The sequence below is a fragment of the Blastococcus saxobsidens DD2 genome (assembly GCF_000284015.1).
Classification (GTDB): domain Bacteria; phylum Actinomycetota; class Actinomycetes; order Mycobacteriales; family Geodermatophilaceae; genus Blastococcus; species Blastococcus saxobsidens_A.
Window position 1 is genome coordinate 2,059,216 of the sequence record NC_016943.1, and the last position, 19,048, is coordinate 2,078,263.

General features: G+C 70.6%; 20 protein-coding genes. 8 read left to right on the plus strand and 12 right to left on the minus strand.

The features are described 5' to 3' along the window. The first annotated feature begins 98 nt into the window (after window positions 1-98). Together BLASA_RS09705 and BLASA_RS09710 are read left to right on the plus strand one after the other, a co-directional pair. Complete coding sequence (locus BLASA_RS09705; RefSeq protein ID WP_014375948.1) at window positions 99-365, plus strand: type II toxin-antitoxin system VapB family antitoxin; 267 nt, start codon at window positions 99-101, stop codon at window positions 363-365. Then, entirely contained in the window at window positions 362-766 is a 405-nt protein-coding gene (locus BLASA_RS09710) for a type II toxin-antitoxin system VapC family toxin (protein ID WP_014375949.1), read from the plus strand. The genes BLASA_RS09705 and BLASA_RS09710 overlap by 4 nt, the downstream gene beginning before the upstream one ends. Before the next feature lie 25 nt (window positions 767-791). On the opposite strand, the gene BLASA_RS09715 is transcribed toward BLASA_RS09710, so the two are convergent. From BLASA_RS09715 to BLASA_RS09755, 9 genes are all read right to left on the minus strand, one after another. Then, entirely contained in the window at window positions 792-1,010 is a 219-nt protein-coding gene (locus BLASA_RS09715) for a transporter (protein ID WP_014375950.1), read from the minus strand. 70 nt (window positions 1,011-1,080) lie between these two features. Next, on the minus strand, window positions 1,081-1,992 hold the full coding sequence (locus BLASA_RS09720) for a hypothetical protein (RefSeq protein ID WP_041775702.1): 912 nt from the start codon (window positions 1,990-1,992) through the stop codon (window positions 1,081-1,083). Window positions 1,993-2,029: 37 nt separating this feature from the next. Beyond that, window positions 2,030-5,131: a type I restriction endonuclease subunit R gene (locus BLASA_RS09725; RefSeq protein WP_014375952.1), complete on the minus strand. Its 3,102-nt coding sequence runs from the start codon at window positions 5,129-5,131 to the stop codon at window positions 2,030-2,032. After that, entirely contained in the window at window positions 5,131-5,499 is a 369-nt protein-coding gene (locus tag BLASA_RS09730) for a type II toxin-antitoxin system death-on-curing family toxin (RefSeq protein ID WP_014375953.1), read from the minus strand. The genes BLASA_RS09725 and BLASA_RS09730 overlap by 1 nt, the downstream gene beginning before the upstream one ends. Beyond that, entirely contained in the window at window positions 5,496-5,702 is a 207-nt protein-coding gene (locus BLASA_RS09735; RefSeq protein WP_014375954.1) for a ribbon-helix-helix protein, CopG family, read from the minus strand. The genes BLASA_RS09730 and BLASA_RS09735 overlap by 4 nt, the downstream gene beginning before the upstream one ends. Before the next feature lie 40 nt (window positions 5,703-5,742). Then, the gene (locus BLASA_RS09740) at window positions 5,743-6,741 is read right to left on the minus strand and encodes a ParA family protein (protein WP_014375955.1); all 999 of its coding nucleotides are present in this window, start codon (window positions 6,739-6,741) and stop codon (window positions 5,743-5,745) included. Continuing rightward, a complete protein-coding gene (locus tag BLASA_RS09745; RefSeq protein WP_231839634.1) occupies window positions 6,738-7,934 on the minus strand; it encodes an ATP-binding protein in 1,197 nt (398 codons plus the stop codon). The genes BLASA_RS09740 and BLASA_RS09745 overlap by 4 nt, the downstream gene beginning before the upstream one ends. Next, a complete protein-coding gene (locus tag BLASA_RS24990) occupies window positions 7,934-9,139 on the minus strand; it encodes a putative Restriction modification system DNA specificity domain (RefSeq protein WP_014375957.1) in 1,206 nt (401 codons plus the stop codon). Before BLASA_RS24990 ends, BLASA_RS09745 begins: the two co-directional genes overlap by 1 nt. Then, window positions 9,136-11,115 (minus strand): type I restriction-modification system subunit M, encoded by a 1,980-nt coding sequence (locus BLASA_RS09755; protein ID WP_014375958.1) that lies wholly within the window; start codon window positions 11,113-11,115, stop codon window positions 9,136-9,138. The genes BLASA_RS24990 and BLASA_RS09755 overlap by 4 nt, the downstream gene beginning before the upstream one ends. Window positions 11,116-11,322: 207 nt before the next feature. On the opposite strand from BLASA_RS09755, the gene BLASA_RS09760 reads away from it, so the two are divergent. Continuing rightward, window positions 11,323-11,595, plus strand: a complete 273-nt coding sequence (locus BLASA_RS09760) for a type II toxin-antitoxin system Phd/YefM family antitoxin (protein WP_014375959.1) — start codon at window positions 11,323-11,325, stop codon at window positions 11,593-11,595. Beyond that, complete coding sequence (locus tag BLASA_RS09765) at window positions 11,546-11,863, plus strand: type II toxin-antitoxin system RelE family toxin (RefSeq protein WP_197536284.1); 318 nt, start codon at window positions 11,546-11,548, stop codon at window positions 11,861-11,863. Before BLASA_RS09760 ends, BLASA_RS09765 begins: the two co-directional genes overlap by 50 nt. A 30-nt stretch (window positions 11,864-11,893) precedes the next feature. Here BLASA_RS09765 and BLASA_RS09770 read toward each other — a convergent pair whose 3' ends face one another. After that, window positions 11,894-13,663, minus strand: coding sequence for a SpoIIE family protein phosphatase (locus BLASA_RS09770; RefSeq protein ID WP_014375961.1), 1,770 nt, complete (start codon window positions 13,661-13,663; stop codon window positions 11,894-11,896). 211 nt (window positions 13,664-13,874) lie between these two features. Between BLASA_RS09770 and BLASA_RS09775 the strand changes: the two genes are divergently transcribed. Next, a complete protein-coding gene (locus BLASA_RS09775; RefSeq protein ID WP_014375962.1) occupies window positions 13,875-14,096 on the plus strand; it encodes a hypothetical protein in 222 nt (73 codons plus the stop codon). Between the two features lie 62 nt (window positions 14,097-14,158). Beyond that, window positions 14,159-15,649 carry a carboxylesterase/lipase family protein gene (locus tag BLASA_RS09780; RefSeq protein WP_014375963.1) on the plus strand — a complete coding sequence of 497 codons (1,491 nt, stop codon included), beginning with the start codon at window positions 14,159-14,161 and terminating at the stop codon, window positions 15,647-15,649. A 41-nt stretch (window positions 15,650-15,690) separates the two neighbouring features. Here BLASA_RS09780 and BLASA_RS09785 read toward each other — a convergent pair whose 3' ends face one another. Next, window positions 15,691-16,488 (minus strand): lipase family alpha/beta hydrolase, encoded by a 798-nt coding sequence (locus tag BLASA_RS09785; protein WP_014375964.1) that lies wholly within the window; start codon window positions 16,486-16,488, stop codon window positions 15,691-15,693. Window positions 16,489-16,534: 46 nt separating this feature from the next. Between BLASA_RS09785 and BLASA_RS09790 the strand changes: the two genes are divergently transcribed. Together BLASA_RS09790 and BLASA_RS09795 are read left to right on the plus strand one after the other, a co-directional pair. Next, on the plus strand, window positions 16,535-17,233 hold the full coding sequence (locus tag BLASA_RS09790) for a CDP-alcohol phosphatidyltransferase family protein (protein ID WP_014375965.1): 699 nt from the start codon (window positions 16,535-16,537) through the stop codon (window positions 17,231-17,233). A gap of 98 nt (window positions 17,234-17,331) precedes the next feature. Continuing rightward, window positions 17,332-18,309 carry a carbohydrate kinase family protein gene (locus tag BLASA_RS09795; RefSeq protein ID WP_014375966.1) on the plus strand — a complete coding sequence of 326 codons (978 nt, stop codon included), beginning with the start codon at window positions 17,332-17,334 and terminating at the stop codon, window positions 18,307-18,309. Window positions 18,310-18,331: 22 nt separating this feature from the next. On the opposite strand, the gene BLASA_RS09800 is transcribed toward BLASA_RS09795, so the two are convergent. Then, the gene (locus BLASA_RS09800) at window positions 18,332-18,991 is read right to left on the minus strand and encodes a flavin reductase family protein (RefSeq protein WP_014375967.1); all 660 of its coding nucleotides are present in this window, start codon (window positions 18,989-18,991) and stop codon (window positions 18,332-18,334) included. Window positions 18,992-19,048: the final 57 nt, after the last annotated feature.

Consider the following 19,048-nt stretch of genomic DNA (forward strand, 5'->3'; position numbering starts at 1 on the left):
CGACCTGTCGCGGCGCGAGCGAAGGACGCTGCTGCCCGTCCGCTGCGGCACCTCCTACGTCGTGGTGGAAGGGTGGAGGAGAATTGTAGGTTTCCACCATGAGTCTCAACATCAAGAACGCCGAGGTGGAGGACCTTGCGCGTCGGGTCGCCGCCGTCACCGGGACGTCGATAACCGCTGCCGTGGCCCAGGCCCTACGGGAGAAGCTGGCCCGCCTCCAGGTCGACTCGCCGGTGGACACGGCCGCGCACCGCGCAGCCCGCATCAGAGCTGTGGCCAAGGAGATCGCGCCCCGATTCCGGGGAGACGTGGCGACCGTCGAGCACGGCGACCTCCTGTACGACGACGCCGGCATGCCCGCGTGATCGTCGATGCATCGGCGTTGATCGCCATCATCCGTGACGAGCCCGACGCCGAGGCGTTCATCGATGCGCTCGCCGCGGATACCGCTCCGCAGATGTCAGCCGCCAACTATCTCGAGGCGGCCATAGTCGTCGATGCGACGCGGGACCCGGTCGCGCGGCGACGCTTCGACGAGTTGCTGCAGGTCATGAGCCTGGAGATCGTTCCCGTGTCGGTCGACCAGGCGCATGTGGCTCGATCCGCCTACCGGGACTTCGGGAAAGGCAGCGGGCACGCGGCGCGGCTCAACTTCGGGGACTGCTTCGCCTATGCGCTCGCCATGGAAAGCGGGAAGCCGCTCCTGTTCAAGGGCGACGACTTCGGCCATACGGACGCGACGCCGGCTCTTCCGCCGGTCGGCTGATCACCGTCCGACCGGCGCCGGCGGTTCAGCTGGCCTCGTAGCTCTTCGCGATCGGTTCGTAGGCCTTGGCGAGAGCCTCCGGGCCCCCGATGGTGATCTCCAGGTCGCCGGTCCCGAAGTGGCCCAGGTCCCGCACGTTGCGAGTGAACTCCTTGTCCACCTTCACCTCGTCGGGGTTCACCTTGACGTCGACCAGGAGCTTCTTGGTCTTGGGGTGGACCTCTACGCAGGCGAAGTTCTTCATTCGAACGTCGCGGATTGCAAGCCGAAGCTGGATTTCTGCTGCTCAGCGAACCGTCGTCGCGCCGATGCGGTTACCGCGCGCCCGGCATCGGGTCGGGTGGCTGGTCGAGTGGTGCTCGGGTCCGGGTCATGAGATCCACCAGCTCCGTCATGGCCATCCGGATGCCGGCGATCTCCTCGGTGAGCGATTGCATGCCGGCATCACCCCGGCCCGAGGGGTATGCCGTCTCCGCGGTGAGCCCGTCGATCTCCGCGGCGCTGCGCTCGAGGCGCTCGAGTTCGCTCAGCTGCTGCAGTTCGGCGGAGAACTGGGCGGCCTGGTCCCGGTACCGGATGAGCGCGTCGGCCCGCTGCCCCAGTTGCCGGGCGGCGCCTTCCAGCGCCTCGTGCTGGCGGTCCCAGTACTCCGCGGCGGGTCCGGTGGGTCGTGCTCCGAGGGAGGCGCGAGCGGTACGGATGCGCAGCGCCAGGTCGATGATCTGGTCGACCTCGGCCCGTCCGTCGAAGGCTGCGCGGCTCTGGGCGAGCAAAGGGGAATGCCACGCCGGCTCGCGCATGGTCTCGAGCCAGGCTCGACTCGCGGCACCGGCGACCCGTGCCTCGGTCGTGTCCCACGCGGCAAGAGTCGCCTCCGGCGAGACCGGAGCAGCGGTCACAGGCTGCTCACCCCGAGGGTGGTCTTCGCGGTACCGATGCAGCAGGACGCCGGCCAATGGCAGCAGGAGGGCGATGCCACCCGTGAACAAGAAGAGCAGGACGCCGATGCCCCACTGCTGTCCTGTGCTGAGGCGCAACCATTCACGGCCGCACCACGCGAGCCAGTCGAGGCTGAGAGCCCAGTCGCGCACCTGCTCCACCCACTCGGGAGTCGCGTACTGACCGGTCTGGTGTGGGTTCTCCGTGCCCCGGAGGATGACCAGACGGCCATCGGTGAGGTGACGACTTGGCCACAGCGCTTCGCGGTCCTCCGGCACAGGGTTCATGCTCTCCGTCTCCCGTGGTGCTCGCTGCTTCGGAGGGTCATGCGGCAGCCTCTGCATGCTTGCGGCGGGCGGCCTTCCAGGTCTCGGTGCTGATGATCTTCTGGACGGCGTCGGCGAAGGTCTCGTTCTCCAGGAGCGCCTTGAGGAGCTTGTTCGAGCTCTCCTGGTTCTGGAACAGCGCGCCGGCGATGTCGTCCTTCCGGATGGTCAGGGAGAACTGCTCTTCGGTGTTGTCCGCCGCCCGCTGCTGCACGTCCTCGTCGTCGGAGAGGTGGCTGGGCACGCCGACGTAGATGAGCAGGCTCTCGGCCTGGCTGAGGTCGATGCCGTGCGCGGCGTTGAACGTCTGGATCAGCTCGGAGAGCTTGATCATGAGCGCCTCTTCGAGGGTGCCGCCGCGGCCCTCGCCGGTGAAGCTCTCGATCTCGCCGCTGCTCTCCCCGGGGGCGTTGCTGCCGCTGGTGACGGTGCCGGCCTGGTGGCCGATGAACTCCAGCGCGGTGTCGCCGAGGTCGATCGAGCCCCCGCCGCCGGTGGACTCCTTGAGCTTGGCCAGCAGCAGCTTCCCGTAGAGGTAGAGGCTCTCCAGCTCGTCGTCGCTGAACTTCATGACCTGACCGAGGAAGGCGTACGCGCGGACGAAGGCCTTCAGCGCGTCGCGCAGGTCGGCCAGCTCGTGCTCGGGCAGGTTGCCGGCGCGGAGGACGGCAGGATCGACGTTGGCCGACACGGTGGCGTGCGTCGCGGAGTTGCCGAGCAGGAACGCCGTCACCGCTTTCTGCTGCTCTTCCGGGTCGATGACATGGTGGTTCTCGATCCGGGTCTGCAGGTTGTAGAGCAGGTTCGGATCGGTCTCCTCGGTCCAGCTCGTCTCGTAGAACGGGGCGAACTGCGCGCGCATCTCCTCGGCGGTGTTCCGGAAGTCGAGGACGAACGTGTCCTCCTTGCCGGCGTGGATGCGGTTGAGCCGGGACAGGGTCTGCACCGCCTTGACGCCCTCGAGCTTCTTGTCCACGTACATGGTGTGCAGCAGCGGCTCGTCGAACCCGGTCTGGTACTTTTCGGCGACGATCAGCAGCTGGCCCTCGTCGTGGAAGCGCTGCTTGGTCTGCGTCTCTGGAAAGCCGTTGAGTCCGCTCTCGGTGACCGGGTCGCCAGGGACGTCGGAGTCGAGGACGCTGCCGGAGAAGGCGACCAGCGCCCGGATGCCGGTGAGCTGTTTCTTGTCCAGGTACCGCTGGACGGCGGCCAGATAGCGGACGGCGTGCAGGCGGCTGCCGGTCACGACCATCGCCTTGGCCTTGCCGCCGATCTTGCCCGCGGTGACGGTGCGGAAGTGCTCGATGATGATCTCGGCACGCTGGTCCAGGTTCGACGGGTGCAGGTCGACGAACCGGGCGAGCGCCACGGCCGCCTTGCCCTTCTCCACCTCGGGGTCGTCGCTGGTCAGCCCGTTGGCCAGTCGGTAGTAGCGCTTGTAGGTCACGTAGTTGGCCAGGACGTCGAGGATGAAGCCCTCCTCGATCGCCTGGCGCATCGAGTAGAGGTGGAACGGCTCGTAGACCGTCGTCCCGGCCTCGTCGCGCGGCGTGCCGAACAGCTGAAGCGTCTTCCCCTTCGGCGTCGCGGTGAAGGCGAAGAACGACAGGTTCGGGCTGCGACCGCGTGATTCGGCGGACTCCGCGACCGGGTTCGCGGAGTTCACGGCGGCGGTGACGGCTGAGACGAGAAGATCCTGGTCGTCGGCCTGCGCCGATTCCGCGCCGGCGGCCTCGGCCTCGGCGGCGGTCAGCGGATCCGCGCCGTTGGACGCACTGCCGCCGAGCACCTTCTTCAGGCCCTGCGCGGCGTCGCCGGACTGCGAGGAGTGGGCCTCGTCCACGATCACCGCGACCCGCTTGCCGACGACGGCGGCGTCCTTCGCGATCACCGGGAACTTCTGCAGCGTGGTGATGATGATCTTCGTCTTGGCGTCGGCGAGAGCGGCCTTCAGCTGCTGGGAGTCCTGGTCGATCCGCTGCAGCAGCCCCTGGACGTGCTCGAAGCCGGAGATGGTGGCCTGCAGCTGGGTGTCGAGCACCCGCCGGTCGGTGATGACGACGACCTTGTCGAAGACCAGCTCGTCGGTGCCGGTCTGCGCGCCCGGGGCGAGGGCCGCGGCATCGCTGGGGGAGTGCAGGTCGGCCAGCCGGTGGGCGAGCCAGGCGATCGAGTTGGACTTGCCCGAGCCGGCGGAGTGCTGCAGCAGGTAGCTCTGCCCGGCGCCGTGGACGGCGGCGTGCGCGGTGAGCCGCTCGACGACGTCCCACTGGTGGTAGCGGGGGAAGAGGACCTTGCGGCCACCCTGCTTGGTCACCTCCTCCTGCACGTAGCGGTGCAGCAGGTCCAGCCAGGTGTCGCGTGCCCACACCTGCTCCCACAGGTAGGCGGTGCGGTGGCCCTTCGGGTTGATCGGGTTGCCCTTGCCGCCCTTGCGCCCCGGGCCGTCCGAACCCTGGTTGAACGGCAGGAAGACGGTCTTCGGGCCGTCGAGCTTCGTGGTCATGAAGACGACGTCGGGGTCGACGGCGAAGTGGGCCAGCGCGCGGCGGGCGAAGATCCGGTCGGCCGGATTCCGTTGCTTCGGGTCCCGGTACTGCGCCTTGGCGTGCTCGACGGTCTGGCCGGTGAAGTGGTTCTTGAGCTCGGCGGTCGCGACCGGGATGCCGTTGACGGCGAGCATCAGGTCGAGCGACTGGTGCGGTGAGCTCTCGCTGTGGTGCAGCTGGCGGTAGACGAGCAGCCGGTTTCTCGCGTAGTTCTCCACCAGCTCGGGCGTGAGCCCGTGGGTGGGGCGGAAGAAGGCGAGTTGGATGCGCTGGCCGCGCTCCTTCACCCCACGGCGGAGTACTTGGACGACGCCGTGTGCGTCGATCTCGTCGGCGATCCGCTTCACGACCTTGGGGACGACGGCCGCCCCGTGCTGCTGGGTGAGGTTCGCCCAGACCTTCGGCTGGGTTTCCTGCACGAACTCGACGAGCTGGACCGGGTCCAGGCTGAAGGCGACGTCGTAGTCGGTGGGGGAGCCGTGCCGCCAGCCGTGCTGCAGGAGGTGGGCCTCGATCGCGGCCTCGAAGTCCGATTCGGTGTGCCCGGCCATCACATGCTCCTCAACCGCTCGGCGATCTCCTGCACGTCGTCGAGCCTCCCGGTGGCGACGGCGAGCACCAGCTCTACCGCCTCGGGCTGCGGCGCCCGGTTCTCCACGCTGTTGAGGTGGAGGAAGGCGACGGTCGAGGCCCACGCGGTGCGCTTGTTCCCGTCGACCAGCGCGTGGTTGCGGGCCAAGCCGTGCAGCAGCGCCGCTGCCTTCTCGTGCACGCTCGGGTAGGCGTCGTCGCCGAAGACCGTGGCTTGCGGGCGGGCCGCCGCTGAAGCGAGGAGTCCCGCATCCCGCACCTTTGCCCGACCGCCGATAGCTGCTTCGGCGATGGTCAGCAGATCATCCGCGGTCAGATACTCCGTCACAAGTCGCGCAGCTCACGGAGCGCGCCCTCGTGGTGCTCCATGACGAAGGCGATGGCGTCCGCGACGCGCGCCTGGTGGCTCTGCTTCGCGGTGTAGTCGCGGATGGCCTGCCGGGCCACGTCCTGCATGGACCGCTTCTCGGCCTCGGCCTGTGCGCGCAGCGCGGCGGTCTCCTCGTCGGTCAGTCGTAAGGTCATCGCCATGGCCGGAACGGTATCACGCTGATACCTACGCGCCCGGCCATCACGCCAGAGTTCCTGCGGTCGACGCTGAAGGCAGCTCGAGGCGCGTCAGCACGTCCTGCGTCAGGGTGGTGAACTCCTGCAGGCAGAGCGCGACGTAGCGCTGTGTGCTGCCCACGGCGCCGTCTGCCGCGCGCAGATCGAACATGGGCTTTCGGGCGTCGTGGGCCAGTGGCATCAGGCTGCGGTAGTTGCGCACCGTGGCGATCTCGTTGTCGGGCGACGCAGCAGCCGGGTCACCCAGTACAGCCTCTGCGTAGACCTGGGGCATGCGGCGCAACCAGCGGCCGTAAGCCCGCACCGGGCGGTCCAGGCGCATGCTCGGCTGCATCACGACGTAGCCGAGTGGCTCCATGCGTCCGGTCGGCGCGCTGATCCCGGACGGTATCCGCGGCAGAGCCGTCTGCTGCCACGTGGTGCGCCAATCCCGCAGCGTGGGGCCGAGGTTCCGCAGGCCCTGGAGGCTGAACAGGTCCGCGCCGAGTGGGATGAGAACGTGGTCAGCGGCCAGCAGTGCCGCCCGGTTGATGGCGCCGAGGTTGGGCCCGACATCGATGATGACGACGTCGGGGGACACGTCCTGCGCTGCCGCCTCGATGATGCGGTGGAAGGCCGTGGTGGTGCGTACAGCGGCCGGGTCGACGCCGGTGAAGCTACGGGGCCAGGCTGAGGCGAGGTTGTCCTCGAAGCGACTCAGGCCGAGGTCCCCCGGCAGCAGCCACAGGCGCTCTTCCACCGGACGGGGCGGAACGCGGCTGACGTCACCGAGCCCCTCGACGATGGGTTTGACTGCATCAGCGACTGTCGCCGCGTCCTGGCCCTCGGCCCACAACCCCTCGAGCTCGTCCTCGGCGACGAACTGTGCCGTGAGGTTCGCCTGAGGGTCGAGGTCCACTGCGAGGACTCGCTGCCCGAGCCGGCTCATCATGGTGGCCAGGTGGTAGGCGAGGGTCGTCTTGCCGACACCGCCCTTGTTGTTGAAGAAGGCAAGCGTCGTCATTCAATCCTCCGGACGGTGACTGCCCAGTATGCGTCGGTGATGTCGTACTCGGCGGATGGATTGCCGTTTCGCTGCAGGGCGCTTGCCACACGGGTGATGCCGCGGCCGAACCGGTTGGCGTAACCCAGGGTCTTCATCGCGCCCGCGAGGGACGGGTTCCGGTAGTCGTTGACGCGACCGAAGTTATCCGGCCGCACCTGTCCGTAGGGGCCGCCCGGATTGACGATCTCGATGCGGTCGGTGAACCACGACACGCGAGTCGGCGCGTTCGACGACTCGTAGTTTCGGTGCACCAGTGCGTTGACCGTGAGCTCGCGCAGGGCGTCGAGCGGATAGTCCGGCCAGCTCTCCTCCTGGAAGCCGCCGGCATCCCGTAGCCGGGTGTGGACGTGGCTCGTGAGCAGCGATTCGAGCGCTCGGGTGGCGTTCACCAAGTTGCCGCGCAGTTCCTCCTCGTCCACCACCGGGGCGTCGGCTTCAGGCCCGTCGTAGCGGACGAACTGCACGTAGGCGCCCGGGAGGTGAGCCGACGGATCGAAGCCGCCGACGAGCAACCCGCAGGTCGTCGGCACCCCGTCCGAGGTGCACAGGCGCAGGCTCGCCAGCTGCTCTACCAAGGGGCGGTGGTTGTCCGCCAGGACGTCGGCATCGACTGCGGCGGGGATGTACGTCGAGCGCAGGAGTTCGGCATCGAGGTCGCGGAGAGAGCTGCCGAGCACCGGGCGGGAGTCGAAAGGCACCGCCAAGGACAGCCGGCGCTCACTGAGGACCCGTTCGTCGTCGGCTGTCGCCCGACGGGTGGACGGCCCGGGGCGGACCCACACGATTCCGTTGACCCGAACGGGTGGGCTGCTGCTGGCGTGGACGTCGACCCGGATGACCGGCTCCCCGCCGTAGATCCCTGCGGTGACCACCATGCTGGGGCGGTCGAGGATCTTCCCGTCATCTCGCAGGTTCGTGATCGCGAGCAGAGCCTCGTCACCGGTGTCCACCGGATGTGGCGTGCCATCCTTGCCGACTCCGATGAGCAGCACGCCGCCGCCGGCGCCGGTCAGGTCGTTGGCCAACGCGCAGATGGCCTCGCGGATGGCGTCGCGGTTCGTCGCCTCCCGCTTGAACTCCAGGGTTGCGGTCTCCTGTCGGCCGAGCGTGGCCGCGAGGTCCTCGGTCATGCGGCCATACTCGTCGGCCATCACGCCACCGCCCGAGCCGTCGTGACGTCGAACTGGCCGGTCACCGCGGCGGTGATCAGCGCCTGTTTACGTTCGATCAGCTTCCCCTTGCTGGCATCGACCAGGTTCACGGCGCGCTCATGCTCTCTACGACCTCGGTCGAGCTCCGCGGCGATTGCGGCCTGCTCGGCGACCGGGCGCCGCACCAGTGGAAGTGCCCGCATTGCTTCGACTCCGAAGTGGCGCTGGATCGCTCCCGTCGAGTGCTCAGAGATGGACTCCTGCGCCCTCGGCGAGTTAATGCTGTGCTCGAGGTAGCCAGCGTCGGCCCCGGGGCCCGAGCGAACGATGACCACATCGATGCAGTTACCGTCCACCAGCCACTCGGGAACCCGGCAGGCAGCGCCTGCTCGCCCGGAGCGGACGACCAGTACATCGCCGGACCGCAGCCTCGAACGTTGGTTTGCCGCATGCCCTTCGGGTGAGATGCGGATGAGGTTCTCAGGGTTCATGAGTCCAGGGGAGATGTCGGTTCCTCGAACCGCAGGCACACCGTCGGTGAAGTGGGTGTAGAGAGCCGCCGGTTGAATCACAATGCCGACAGCCACCTCGCTGACGAGATGGCGTGCCGGCACTTCGACCCACCCCTGTGCGGGTCGCAGAAGTGATTCGGCATGGGCCGTTGCTCGCGATTCTAATAGTCGCGCTTGTCGTTCCCGAAGATCGATCACGGTATTGAGTCGTCCGACCTGATCATCAAGGAATGCGGCGATCCGTCGCTGTTCATCAAGCTCAGGACTCGGGATCGCCAGTCGAGAAATATTCAAGGGGTCGACGCGTTGGTGGCTGCGCGTTACGGAACGAACCTCGGAGTCAAGAAGTTGGCGGGTCGTCTCGGAGAGCAGGCAGTAGGTCAGAAAACGCGCGTCGCAGCCGACGGGACGTAGCGGAACGAACTCCGTCGAGGCGAGAATAGGTAGGCTGTGTGGCCGAGTCCGTACGACCCGGCTCTTCCGGGGGTTTAGGCGACTGATGATGACTTCATCGCCCCGCAGGAGAAGCTTGCCCGACTTGATATCGCTGGCGGGCTCGACTGTCGGCTCGCCGGTCGCCTCGAGTGCCGGGATGTTGTAGTGGACGACATCTCCAGCAACGTCTGCAGGATCGATCACTTGGCGGACTTCGTCGGCCACCGCCCAGACGGGCCGAAGCGGGAAGGCGTTCATCGCTTCAGCCCTGCCAGCACCCGGCGGATCTCGGCTTCCACCGCTTCCAACTCGGCGTCGATCTCGGCGAGCGGCCTGGGCGGGACGTACCTGTAGAAGAACCGGGTGAACGGGATCTCGTAGCCGATCTTGGTTTTAGTGTGGTCGACCCAGGCGTCGGGCACGTGCGGCAGCACCTCGCGCTCGACGTACTCGTCGACGTCCTCGGTCAACGGCACGTTCTCGTTGTCGCGCAGGTCCGGGTCGGGGAGCGGCTCGCCCTTTTTGTCGGTCACCACCGGCGCAGCCGGATCGGCGACGGCCGCAGCCGCGAGCACGGTCTTCTTGATCGCGGGCGGCAGGCCGATCTGCTTCCGTGCGGTGCAGGCGTTGAGCAGCAACTTCACGAAGGCCGGCTCGGTGTCCTCCGTCGTCCCCACCAGGTCGGACAGAGCGCCGAGCAGGGCGTCGTGGGTCCGCCGCGCGTCGTCGTCCCCAAGGGACAGGGCAACCACCGGCTTGGCCGCGGCGACCTGCTCGACGGTCTCCTCGGTCACCATCCAGCGGCGGCGGAGCGGGCGCTCGACGGTGATCCGGCGGAAGCCGAACACGTCGTCGTGGAAGACCTTGACCCGCTCGTCGGCGTCCGTGAGTTCCGGGGCGTCGTGGTAGAGCCGGGTGATTTCCTCGATGTGCGCGTCGTCGAGGTACTTGCGCTTGTCGCCGAGCGACTTGCGCATCTTCGACCACTCGCCGCGGGCGTCGATCAGCGCGACCTTGCCCTCCCGCTCGGGGCGCTTGCGGTTGGTGACGATCCAGACGTAGGTGCTGATCCCGGTGTTGTAGAAGAGCTGGTCCGGCAGCGCGACGATGCCTTCGAGCCAGTCGTTCTCGATGATCCAGCGGCGGATGTTGCTCTCGCCCGACTCCGCCGCCCCGGCGAACAGCGGGCTGCCGGAGAAGACGATCGCGACGCGGCTGCCGCCGTCCTCCGCCGGCTTCATGCGGGCGATCATCTGCTGCAGGAACAGCAGGCTGCCGTCGGAGACGCGGGGGAGGCCGGCGCTGAACCTGCCGCCGGGCTGCGCCGCCTCGGCCTTGATTGCGGCGGCGGACTTGTTCCAGTCCACTCCGAACGGCGGGTTGGCCAGCAGGTAGTCGAAGCGCTTGTCCGCGTGCCCGTCGGCGGTGAGCGTGTTGCCCAGCACGATCCGCTCCGGGTCCTGGCCCTGGATGAGCAGGTCCGACCGCGCGATCGCCCACGTCTCGGGGTTGAGCTCCTGGCCGAACATCTCCAGCCGGGCCTTCGGGTTGAGCCGGGTCAGGTACTGGTCGGCGATGTTGAGCATGCCGCCGGTGCCGCACGCCGGGTCGTAGATCGACCGCACCGGGGCGGTGCCGGTGAGCACGTCGGAGTCCTCGCCGAACAGCAGGTTGACGATCAGCCGGATGACCTCGCGCGGGGTGAAGTGCTCACCGGCAGTTTCGTTCGAGAGCTCGGAGAAGCGCCGCAGCAGCTCCTCGAAGATGTAGCCCATCGCGTGGTTGGGCACGACCTCCGGCCGCAGGTCCAGGTCGGCGAACTTGCCCAGCACCAGGTACAGCAGACCGGCGTCGTCCAGTCGGCTGATCTGCTCGTCGAACCGGTACTTCTCCAGCACCTGCGCCGCGCCGGGGGAGAAGGCCCCGATGTAGGCGCGCAGTTGCTGGGCGAGGTTGTTGGGAGAGTCGAGCAGCTTGGTGAAGGTCAGCGGGCTGACGTTGTAGAACGGCACCCCCGCTGCGTCCCGGAGCAGGACGTCGGGGTTGTCGGTCACGCCCTTCAGCTGCTCGGCGCGAGCCAGCACCGCCGGCTTGCTCTCCTCCAGGACGGCGTCCAGCCGGCGCAGCACCAGCAGCGGGAGGATCACCCCGCGGTACTCCGCCGGCTTGTAGTCACCGCGCAGCAGGTCGGCGACCTGCCACACGAACTGGACCTTGCCCTCGAACCCGTCCACGTACCTGCCCCGTTCCGTTACTCGCCGCCGACTCTGCCTGTTCGCACGCCGACGGTGAAGGGTCTACCGGACGCCGTCGCCCCGGTGTCTCAGGTGCCCGGTCGGGGCGGGACGGTCGCGGCTGGTGGGACAGGAGACGTTCCCGCTGGAACGTCTCCTGTCCCAGCGGCATGGACAGGCTCAGCCTCCGGCGCCACGATCGTGGCCGTGACCGTCGAGTCCCTCAGATCCGTCCGCGACCATTTGTCCGAAGTCGTCGACCGGGTCGAGCACCAGCACGAGCGGGTGACGATCACCCGCAACGGCCGGGACGCGGCCGTCCTCATCAGCCCTGAGGATCTTGCCCAGCTCGAAGAGGCGCTCTCGGTTCTCAGCGACTCGGAGGCTCTCGCGGACATCCGCGAGGCCGACGCCGCGTACGCCCGCGGTGATGTCGTCCGCGGTGTCGAGGCCGTTCGCCGGCTTCGCCGTGAGGGATGAGGAGTACGAACTCGTCCTCACGCCGCCGGCTCGGTGGGCGCCGAGCGAGCGGCTTCCCGAGGCAGTCGCCGTTGCAGTGGTCGACTTCTTCACCACAGCGCCCGCCCAACGCCCGCAGTGGATGGGCAAGCAACTGCGTGGTGATCTGGCCGAGGTGTGGGCGGCGCGGCGTGGCACCTACCGGGTGCTCTACCGCGTGCGGGAGGACACGCGCGAAGTCGTCGTCCTCGGCATCGATCACCGTCGCGATGCCTATCGACCACAGTGACCCGCCGGTGCCGGACGGGAACGACGTCCGTCAGGACGGCGCGCGCCGCATGACCCGGACGGCGATCAGGGCGACGTCGTCCTCGGCGACGGCCGGCTGCAGGCGCCGCAGCAGGGTGTCCGCCAGGTCCTCGAGCGGCAGGTCCTGCAGGCCGGCCAGCGCTTCCAGCAGCGCGGCGATGCCCTGGTCGTAGTCCGCGCCCCGGCGCTCGATCAGCCCGTCGGTGAACAGCAGCAGCGTCTGGCCCGCGGTGAGCAGGGCGGTGTGCTCGTCCCGCTCCACCGTCGGCTCGACGCCCAGCATCCGGTTCGGCTTCGTGTCCAGCAGCCGCACCTGCCCCTCGGTGTCCAGCAGCGCCGGCGCCGGATGGCCGGCGTTGGACCACCGCAGCACGCGGTCGCCGGAGCGGGCGTCCGGCCGGTCGATCCGGGCCACCAGGGCGGTCGCGGTCGTGGCCATCTCCAGCCCGGCCGCGGCGATGTCGCTGCGCACCAGCACCTCGGCCGGGGCGGCGTCGGTGTCGTAGGCGATGGCCCGGATGAGCCCCCGCAGCTGCCCCATCGCGACCGCGGCGGTCCGGTCGTGGCCGGTGACATCGCCGATGACGAGCGCCGTGGCGCCGTCGGGCAGCAGGAAAGCGTCGTACCAGTCGCCTCCCACCGCTGCCCGTCGCTCCGCCGGTGAGTAGCGGACGGCCATCGCGAGGTCGTCGGGCTGCGGAGGGGGCGTCAGGAGCGCCTCCTGCAGGCGCAGCGAGAAGTCCCGTTCCTGGCTGAACCGCCGGGCGTTGTCGAGCACCAGCGCGGCCCGTCCCGCGATCACCTCGGCCAGCTCGACGTCGCCGGCGTCGTGGGGTGGGGAGCCACCGGTTCGCACGACGGTGAGGACGCCGAGCACCTCGGCGCCGGGCGGCCGCAGGGGCACGCTGACCGAGCTGACCGCCCCCAGCACCTCGGCCGCCCGGCGCACCGGCTCGCCGAGCGATCCGAGGGTCGCCGGCACGTCCGTGACGAGCTCGCTGCGGCCGGTCGCCGCCACCCGCCCCGGACCCCGCTGGTCATCGGTGCTGATCCGCACGGGTGACCGTCGCGCCGGCCGGGGCGATCCGTTCCTGGAGCGCACCACGGCCAGGCGCAGCACCCCGCCCGGCTGCACGGTGTGCACCGCCGCGTGGTCGCCCAGCGCGTCCACCGCCAGCGCGCCCACGGCGGCCAGCACGTCATCGAGCTCGAGCCCGGCCGTGAGCAGCGTGGCGGACCGGTCCAGCAGCTCGGCGCGCCGCCGTTGCCGCTCGGCGTCAGCGACGGCGATCCGCAGGGCGACCTGATCGGAGGCGACCGCGGCAAGGTCGGCGAGCATCGCGACCTCGGTCTCGCTCCACTCGTGCACCTCGGTGTCGACCACGCAGAAGGTGCCGAGCACCTCGCCGTCGGGGGTGCGCACGGGGAAGCCGGCCCACGCCACCACCCCCATCGACTCGATCGAGGGGTTGTCGCGGGTGCGCGCGTCCTCCCGGACGTCGGCCAGCACCAGCGGCTCGCCGCTGCTGACGACGTACTGGCAGAACGACTCCTCGACGGTGTTCTGCGGCGGGGCGCCGGGCGGGAGGTCCACCCCGAGGCAGCTCTTCCAGTACGAGCGCCGGTCGTCGACGACGGTCACGAAGGCGAACGGTGCCGACAGCAGGGTGCGGGCGAGCTGGGTGAGCCGGTCGAACTCGGCCTCCGGTGGCGTGTCCAGCAGGCGGCTCCGTGCCACGGCGGCCAGACGCTGCGGCGAACGGATCCGGTCCCAGCTCATGGCGTCGATCATCCCTTGCCGGCCCCGGTCGGGCGGTGCCGGGCATCGCTCCACGGCCTCGGTCAGCCGTTCAGCCGGGCGGAGTCGTCCGCGCCGATCGGCGCCCGGGGCACTTCTGAGGGTCGCATCGCGGTCCAGCGGCCGCCGCGGGTGCGTGATGATCGCGGTGGGCGGGAAGGAACGGGTTTTGCGCCGAGAGAGGACCACGACGATGGCCGACCGCGACCGGTACGACGAGAACGACCCCCGCCACCACACCATCAAGCTGCGCGGCATGCTCGACGACGTCGCACAGCATGCCCGCGAGGACGTCGGCAAGATCGACGATCCGAAGGCGCAGGCGTTGTTCGAGACCGTCGCCGAGGTGTGCGCCGCTCTCGCACGGACCACCGAGCACTACGAGCAGCGGTCCGAGCCGGCCTGGCAGCGGTAGGCCCGCGGTCGACCTCGGGTCCTCGGGTCGACGCCGGGGCGCTGGTCCGATAGACCCGGGACATGCAGCTGGAAGTCGCCACCACGTCAGGAACGGTCCGCGGCAGCGCCGTCGGCCCCGCCGTCGCCTTCAAGGGCATCCCGTACGCCGCGCCACCCTTCGGCGACCTGCGCTTCGCCGCACCCGTGCCGGCCCCGCGGTGGGACGGCGTCCGCGACTGCACCGCGTACGGCCCGACCGCGCCGAAACCGCCCTACCCGGCCCCGGTGCACCTGCTGCTGCCCGAGCCGGTGGTGCCGGGCGAGGACGTGCTCAACCTCAACGTCTGGACGCCGGACCCCGCGGCGAGCGGCCTGCCGGTGCTCGTGTGGATCCACGGCGGGGCGTTCGTCAACGGCTCCGGTGCGGTGCCCCAGTACGACGGCACCGCCTTCGCCCGGGACGGGGTCGTGCTGGTGACGATCAACTACCGGCTGGGCGTCGACGGGTTCCTGCACTTCGACGACGACGGCCCGGCCAACCGTGGGCTGCTGGACCAGGTGGCGGCGCTGGAGTGGGTTCGCGACAACATCGCCGCGTTCGGTGGCGACCCGGACCAGGTGACCGTCGCCGGGGAGTCGGCGGGCGCGATGAGTGTGACATCGCTGCTGTCGATGCCGCGGGCGACCGGGCTGTTCCGCCGGGCGGTCGCCCAGAGCGGAGCCGGGCACCACGCGCTGTCGTCGGGCACGGCGAGACGGGTCGCCGGGTACCTGGCCGAGCGGCTCGGTGTGCCGTGCACCCGGGCAGCGCTGGGTGGGGTGCCGATCGCGGAGCTGCTGGCGGCGCAGCAGGCGCTGTCGCAGGAAGCCGCCACGGTGCCCGACCCGGCGCGCTGGGGCGAGATCACGCTGAACTCCATGGTCTTCGAGCCGGTGATCGACGGGGACGTCCTGCCGTCCCTGCCCATCACGGCGGTGGCGGCCGGCGCCGGCGCCGACGTCGACGTCCTGGTGGGCACCAACACCGACGAGCACACCCTCTTCCTGGTGCCCAACGGGCTGGTCGACCTGGTGAACGAGGACCTGCTGCGCCTGACGCTGGCCGGCTACGGCGTGGCCGCGGACGCCGCGATCGACGCCTACCGGGCCGACGCGCCATCGGCGACGCCCGGCGAGCTGCTCGTCAAGGCGGCCACCGACTGGTTCTTCCGGATACCGGCGGCCCGTCTCGCGGAGGCGCGGACGGGTGCGCAGGGGCGGACGTTCATGTACGAGTTCACCTGGCCCAGCCCGCAGTTCGACGGTCGGCTGGGGGCGTGCCATGCGCTGGAGCTCGCGTTCGTCTTCGACACGCTGGCCAGCGAGGGGGTGGAGCCGCTGGCCGGGCCAGAGCCACCGCAGGCCCTGGCGGACGCGGTGCACGCCGCCTGGGTGGCCTTCGTGCGGACCGGCGACCCGGGTTGGCCGGCGTACGAGGTGGCCACGCGGCCAGTGCAGGCGTTCGGCCGGCTCGACGGGGTGGTCCCCGACCCGCGTGCCGAACAGCGCGGGCTGTGGGACGGCGTCCGGTAGGTCGGCCGGCGGACCCGCGGAGTCTCCGGGGGTGCGCCCGATCAGCCGTCCAGCCGGGCGCAGTCCTCGGCCGTGAGAGCGACCGGATCCCCGGCCGCCAGCTGGGCCAGCACGATGTTCTGGACCACCGGGTCGCCGAGCAGCTGCAGGTGGCTGACCTGCCGCTGCGGGCATACCGACTGCACGGCCAGGTTCAGCGCCCCGTCGAGGCGGGCGGAGTCCGGCGGGGTCACCACCCGGTCCTGCGTCGTCCACACCGACACCCAGTCGACGCCGTCCGGTGTCTCGTCGGCGTCCAGCTCGGCGAGCAGCTCACTGCCCGGCGTCATCTGCCGGCAGGCCTCCGGGCAGCGGTCGGGGGCGAACAGGCCCGCCAGCGACGCGACACCGGTGCCGTGGTGCGGAGTTCCCAGGGTGACCACCCGGCGCACCACGCCGGCGTTGCCGTCGGCGACCCACAGCCGCGCGGTGAGCCCGCCGGCCGAGTAGCCGACGACGTCGACGCTCGCGGCCCCGGTCCGTGCGCGGGCGGCGGTGGCCGCGGCGTCGAGGGCGGCAGCAGACTCACGCAGGTCGCCGGTTCCGTCGCCGGCCAGGGGCACCACCGTGGCGTCGCGCCCCATCTCGCGCAGCCGGTCGGCCAGTGCCTGCAGGCCCGCTGTCTGGCCGCCGTACCCCGGAACCAGCAGCACCGGGCCCGGTTCCTCCGCCGCGATCTCCTCGACCGGGGAGGGCCCGGCCTCCCGGGTGAGCAGGGCGGCCGCGATGGCCACCGCGCCGACCAGTGCCACGGCCAGCAGGATCAGCAGCAGCCGGCGTTTCCGGGCAGCGGTGCGCATGGCCCTACTCTCCCTGGTGCGGACCGGACGGCCGGGAGGGGGCGCGGTGCTCAGTCGTGAGGAGTACCTCGAAGCCTGGTCGCGGTGGCACGGCGGCGCCGACACGCAGGCGCCGCTGGTGCGGGGCTGGCTGTCGCTGGCGCACACGCTGGCCCGGCCGCTCGCCGTGCTGCCACCGGTCGCCGTGACCGCGGCCGGGGCGGTGGTCGCCGCGGCTGCGGTGCCGCCGGCCGCCGCCGGAGGTGCCTGGCTGGTCCTGGCCGGGCTGCTCGTCGGGCTCTCCGGCCTGCTCGACAGCCTCGACGGCGCACTCGCCATCGGCACCGGACGGGCCTCGCAGCGCGGGTTCGTGCTCGACTCCGTCGTCGACCGGCTGACCGAGGCCGCCTATGCGGCGGCGCTGTGGGCCGCCGGGGCTCCCGGCTGGCTGGCCGTGTGCTTCGGGGCCCTGTGCTGGCTGCCCGACTACCTGCGGGCCCGCGCCGGGCAGGCCGGCGTGCACCGGACGGGGCCCATCTCGCTGTGGGAGCGGCCGACCCGGGTCGCCATGGCAGCGCTCACGTTCGCCGGCGCGGGGATGGTGTCGGGCCTCCAGGTGGCCGGCCTGGACGGGGCGAGCCTGGTGGTCACCACCGGGGCCGCGGTCGGCGTGCTGTTCGGCGCCCTGGGCACGGCGCAGCTGGGACGGTGGCTGCGCGGCGAGCTGGCCGGCCCGGGGCCGGTTCCGATCCCCGGGCCGGACTGACCGGGTTCCGGCCCGGTACCGGAAGGCCTGGGGACGACGGCGCGCCGGGGCGGCACCTAGGGTGTGCGGTGCCCGACCCCAGCCCCCGAGGAGCCTCCGTGCCCGTCGTCGTCACCGGCTCCATCGCCACCGACCACCTGATGACCTTCCCGGGTCGCTTCACGGAGCAGTTCGTCGAAGGCCAGATGGAGAACGTCTCGCTCTCCTTCCTCGTCGACGACCTGGTGCAGCACCGGGGCGGCGCCGGGGCCAACATGGCCTACGGGCTGGGGCTGCTGGGCCTCTCGCCGGTGCTGGTGGGCTCGGTCGGCAACGACTTCGCCGACTACGACGCCTGGCTGACCCGCCACGGCGTGGACACCCGCAGCGTCCGCTGGTCGGAGCTCAAGCACACCGCCCGCTTCGTGTGCACCACCGACGAGGCGAACAACCAGATCGCCTCGTTCTACTCGGGGGCGATGGCCGAGGCCTCGCAGATCGAGCTGGCGCCGGTCGCCGACCGCATCGGCGCTCCCGACATCGTCGTCGTCGGCCCCAACGACCCGACCGCCATGGTGCGCCACACCCAGGAGTGCCGGGACCGCGGCTACGCCTTCGCGGCCGACCCCAGCCAGCAGCTGGCCTGGGCCGGCGGCGAGATGATCCGCGACCTGGTCGCCGGCGCCGAACTGCTGTTCACCAACGAGTACGAATCCGCCCTGTTGCTGCAGAAGACCGGCTGGACGGCCGACGAGGTGCTCGCCCAGGTCGGCACCTGGGTGACCACCCGCGCCGCCGAGGGGGTTCTCGTCCGGCGGGCCGGCGACGAGCCGCTGACGGTGATCGCCGTGCCGGAGACCAAGCCGGTCGAGCCCACCGGCGGCGGCGACGCCCTGCGGGCCGGCTTCATCGCCGGCCGCATGTGGGGGCTGGGCCTGGAGCGGTCGACGCAGCTGGGCTCCGCCGTGGCGACCGCCGCTGTCGAGGTGATCGGGACGCAGGAGTACGACCTGCCGCGGGAGAGCTTTATGACCCGCTTCGCCGAGGCGTTCGGCGCCGAGGCGGCCGACGAGGTCGCAGCCCACCTGCCCGGCTGAGCCCGGCCGGGCGTCGCCGGAGCTACTGCTGGCGGAGGCGCTCGCCGATCGTGGGATCGGCCTCCCACTGGTGGTGCGGGATCCGGGGGATCTCGCGCACCTCGCCGATGGTCGCCCACTCGTTGCCACCGAGCCGTGCCAGCGGGCGCAGCTCGTCGATCCGCGGCCGGCCGTCGCGCACGGCCGACTCCCACACGCTGATGTGCACGACCCGGCCCAGCACCACGGTGCTGTCACCGAGCCGCAGGGTGGCGTGCAGCTCGCACTCGATGCTCACCGGGGACTCCGCCACCCGGAGCGCCGACACCTTCTCGGCCGGCTCCAGCAGCACCCCGGCCTGCTCGGCCTCGCTGGTGTGCGGCGGGAAGTCGGTGCCGGTGGCGTTGACCTGCTCGAACAGCGGCTCGGGGGTGAGGTTCACCGTGAACTCGCCGGTGGCCTCCACGTTCCGCAGCGAGTCCTTCCGCCCCACCGAGGTGAACTGCACGATCGGTGGGTCGACGCAGGCGACGGTGTAGAAGGAGTGCGGCGCCAGGTTGTGCACGCCGTCGGCCGAGCGGCTGCACACCCACGCGATCGGCCGGGGGACGACGACGGAGTTCAGCACGCGGTAGAACGCGCCGGCAGCCATCCCCGCGGGGTCGAACGAGGTGCGCGGCCGGGGCTGCTCGGGGGTGGTCACGGGCCCATCGTCGCCGGGTACGGCCTCCGGCGCGCAGGCGGGGCGGGTGTTGCCGCC

Excerpts from the sequence above, each read along its gene's own strand:
- BLASA_RS09735 (WP_014375954.1), bottom strand. The coding sequence starts at position 5,702 with ATGGCGATGACCTTACGACTGACCGACGAGGAGACCGCCGCGCTGCGC.
- BLASA_RS09720 (WP_041775702.1), bottom strand. The coding sequence starts at position 1,992 with ATGAACCCTGTGCCGGAGGACCGCGAAGCGCTGTGGCCAAGTCGTCAC.
- BLASA_RS09715 (WP_014375950.1), bottom strand. The coding sequence starts at position 1,010 with ATGAAGAACTTCGCCTGCGTAGAGGTCCACCCCAAGACCAAGAAGCTC.
- BLASA_RS09775 (WP_014375962.1), top strand. The coding sequence starts at position 13,875 with ATGGCCGACCGCGACCGGTACGACGAGAACGACCCCCGCCACCACACC.
- BLASA_RS09705 (WP_014375948.1), top strand. The coding sequence starts at position 99 with ATGAGTCTCAACATCAAGAACGCCGAGGTGGAGGACCTTGCGCGTCGG.
- BLASA_RS09725 (WP_014375952.1), bottom strand. The coding sequence starts at position 5,131 with ATGGCCGGGCACACCGAATCGGACTTCGAGGCCGCGATCGAGGCCCAC.
- BLASA_RS09770 (WP_014375961.1), bottom strand. The coding sequence starts at position 13,663 with ATGAGCTGGGACCGGATCCGTTCGCCGCAGCGTCTGGCCGCCGTGGCA.
- BLASA_RS09785 (WP_014375964.1), bottom strand. The coding sequence starts at position 16,488 with ATGCGCACCGCTGCCCGGAAACGCCGGCTGCTGCTGATCCTGCTGGCC.
- BLASA_RS09745 (WP_231839634.1), bottom strand. The coding sequence starts at position 7,934 with ATGGCCGACGAGTATGGCCGCATGACCGAGGACCTCGCGGCCACGCTC.
- BLASA_RS24990 (WP_014375957.1), bottom strand. The coding sequence starts at position 9,139 with ATGAACGCCTTCCCGCTTCGGCCCGTCTGGGCGGTGGCCGACGAAGTC.
- BLASA_RS09780 (WP_014375963.1), top strand. The coding sequence starts at position 14,159 with ATGCAGCTGGAAGTCGCCACCACGTCAGGAACGGTCCGCGGCAGCGCC.
- BLASA_RS09740 (WP_014375955.1), bottom strand. The coding sequence starts at position 6,741 with ATGACGACGCTTGCCTTCTTCAACAACAAGGGCGGTGTCGGCAAGACG.
- BLASA_RS09765 (WP_197536284.1), top strand. The coding sequence starts at position 11,546 with ATGTCGTCCGCGGTGTCGAGGCCGTTCGCCGGCTTCGCCGTGAGGGAT.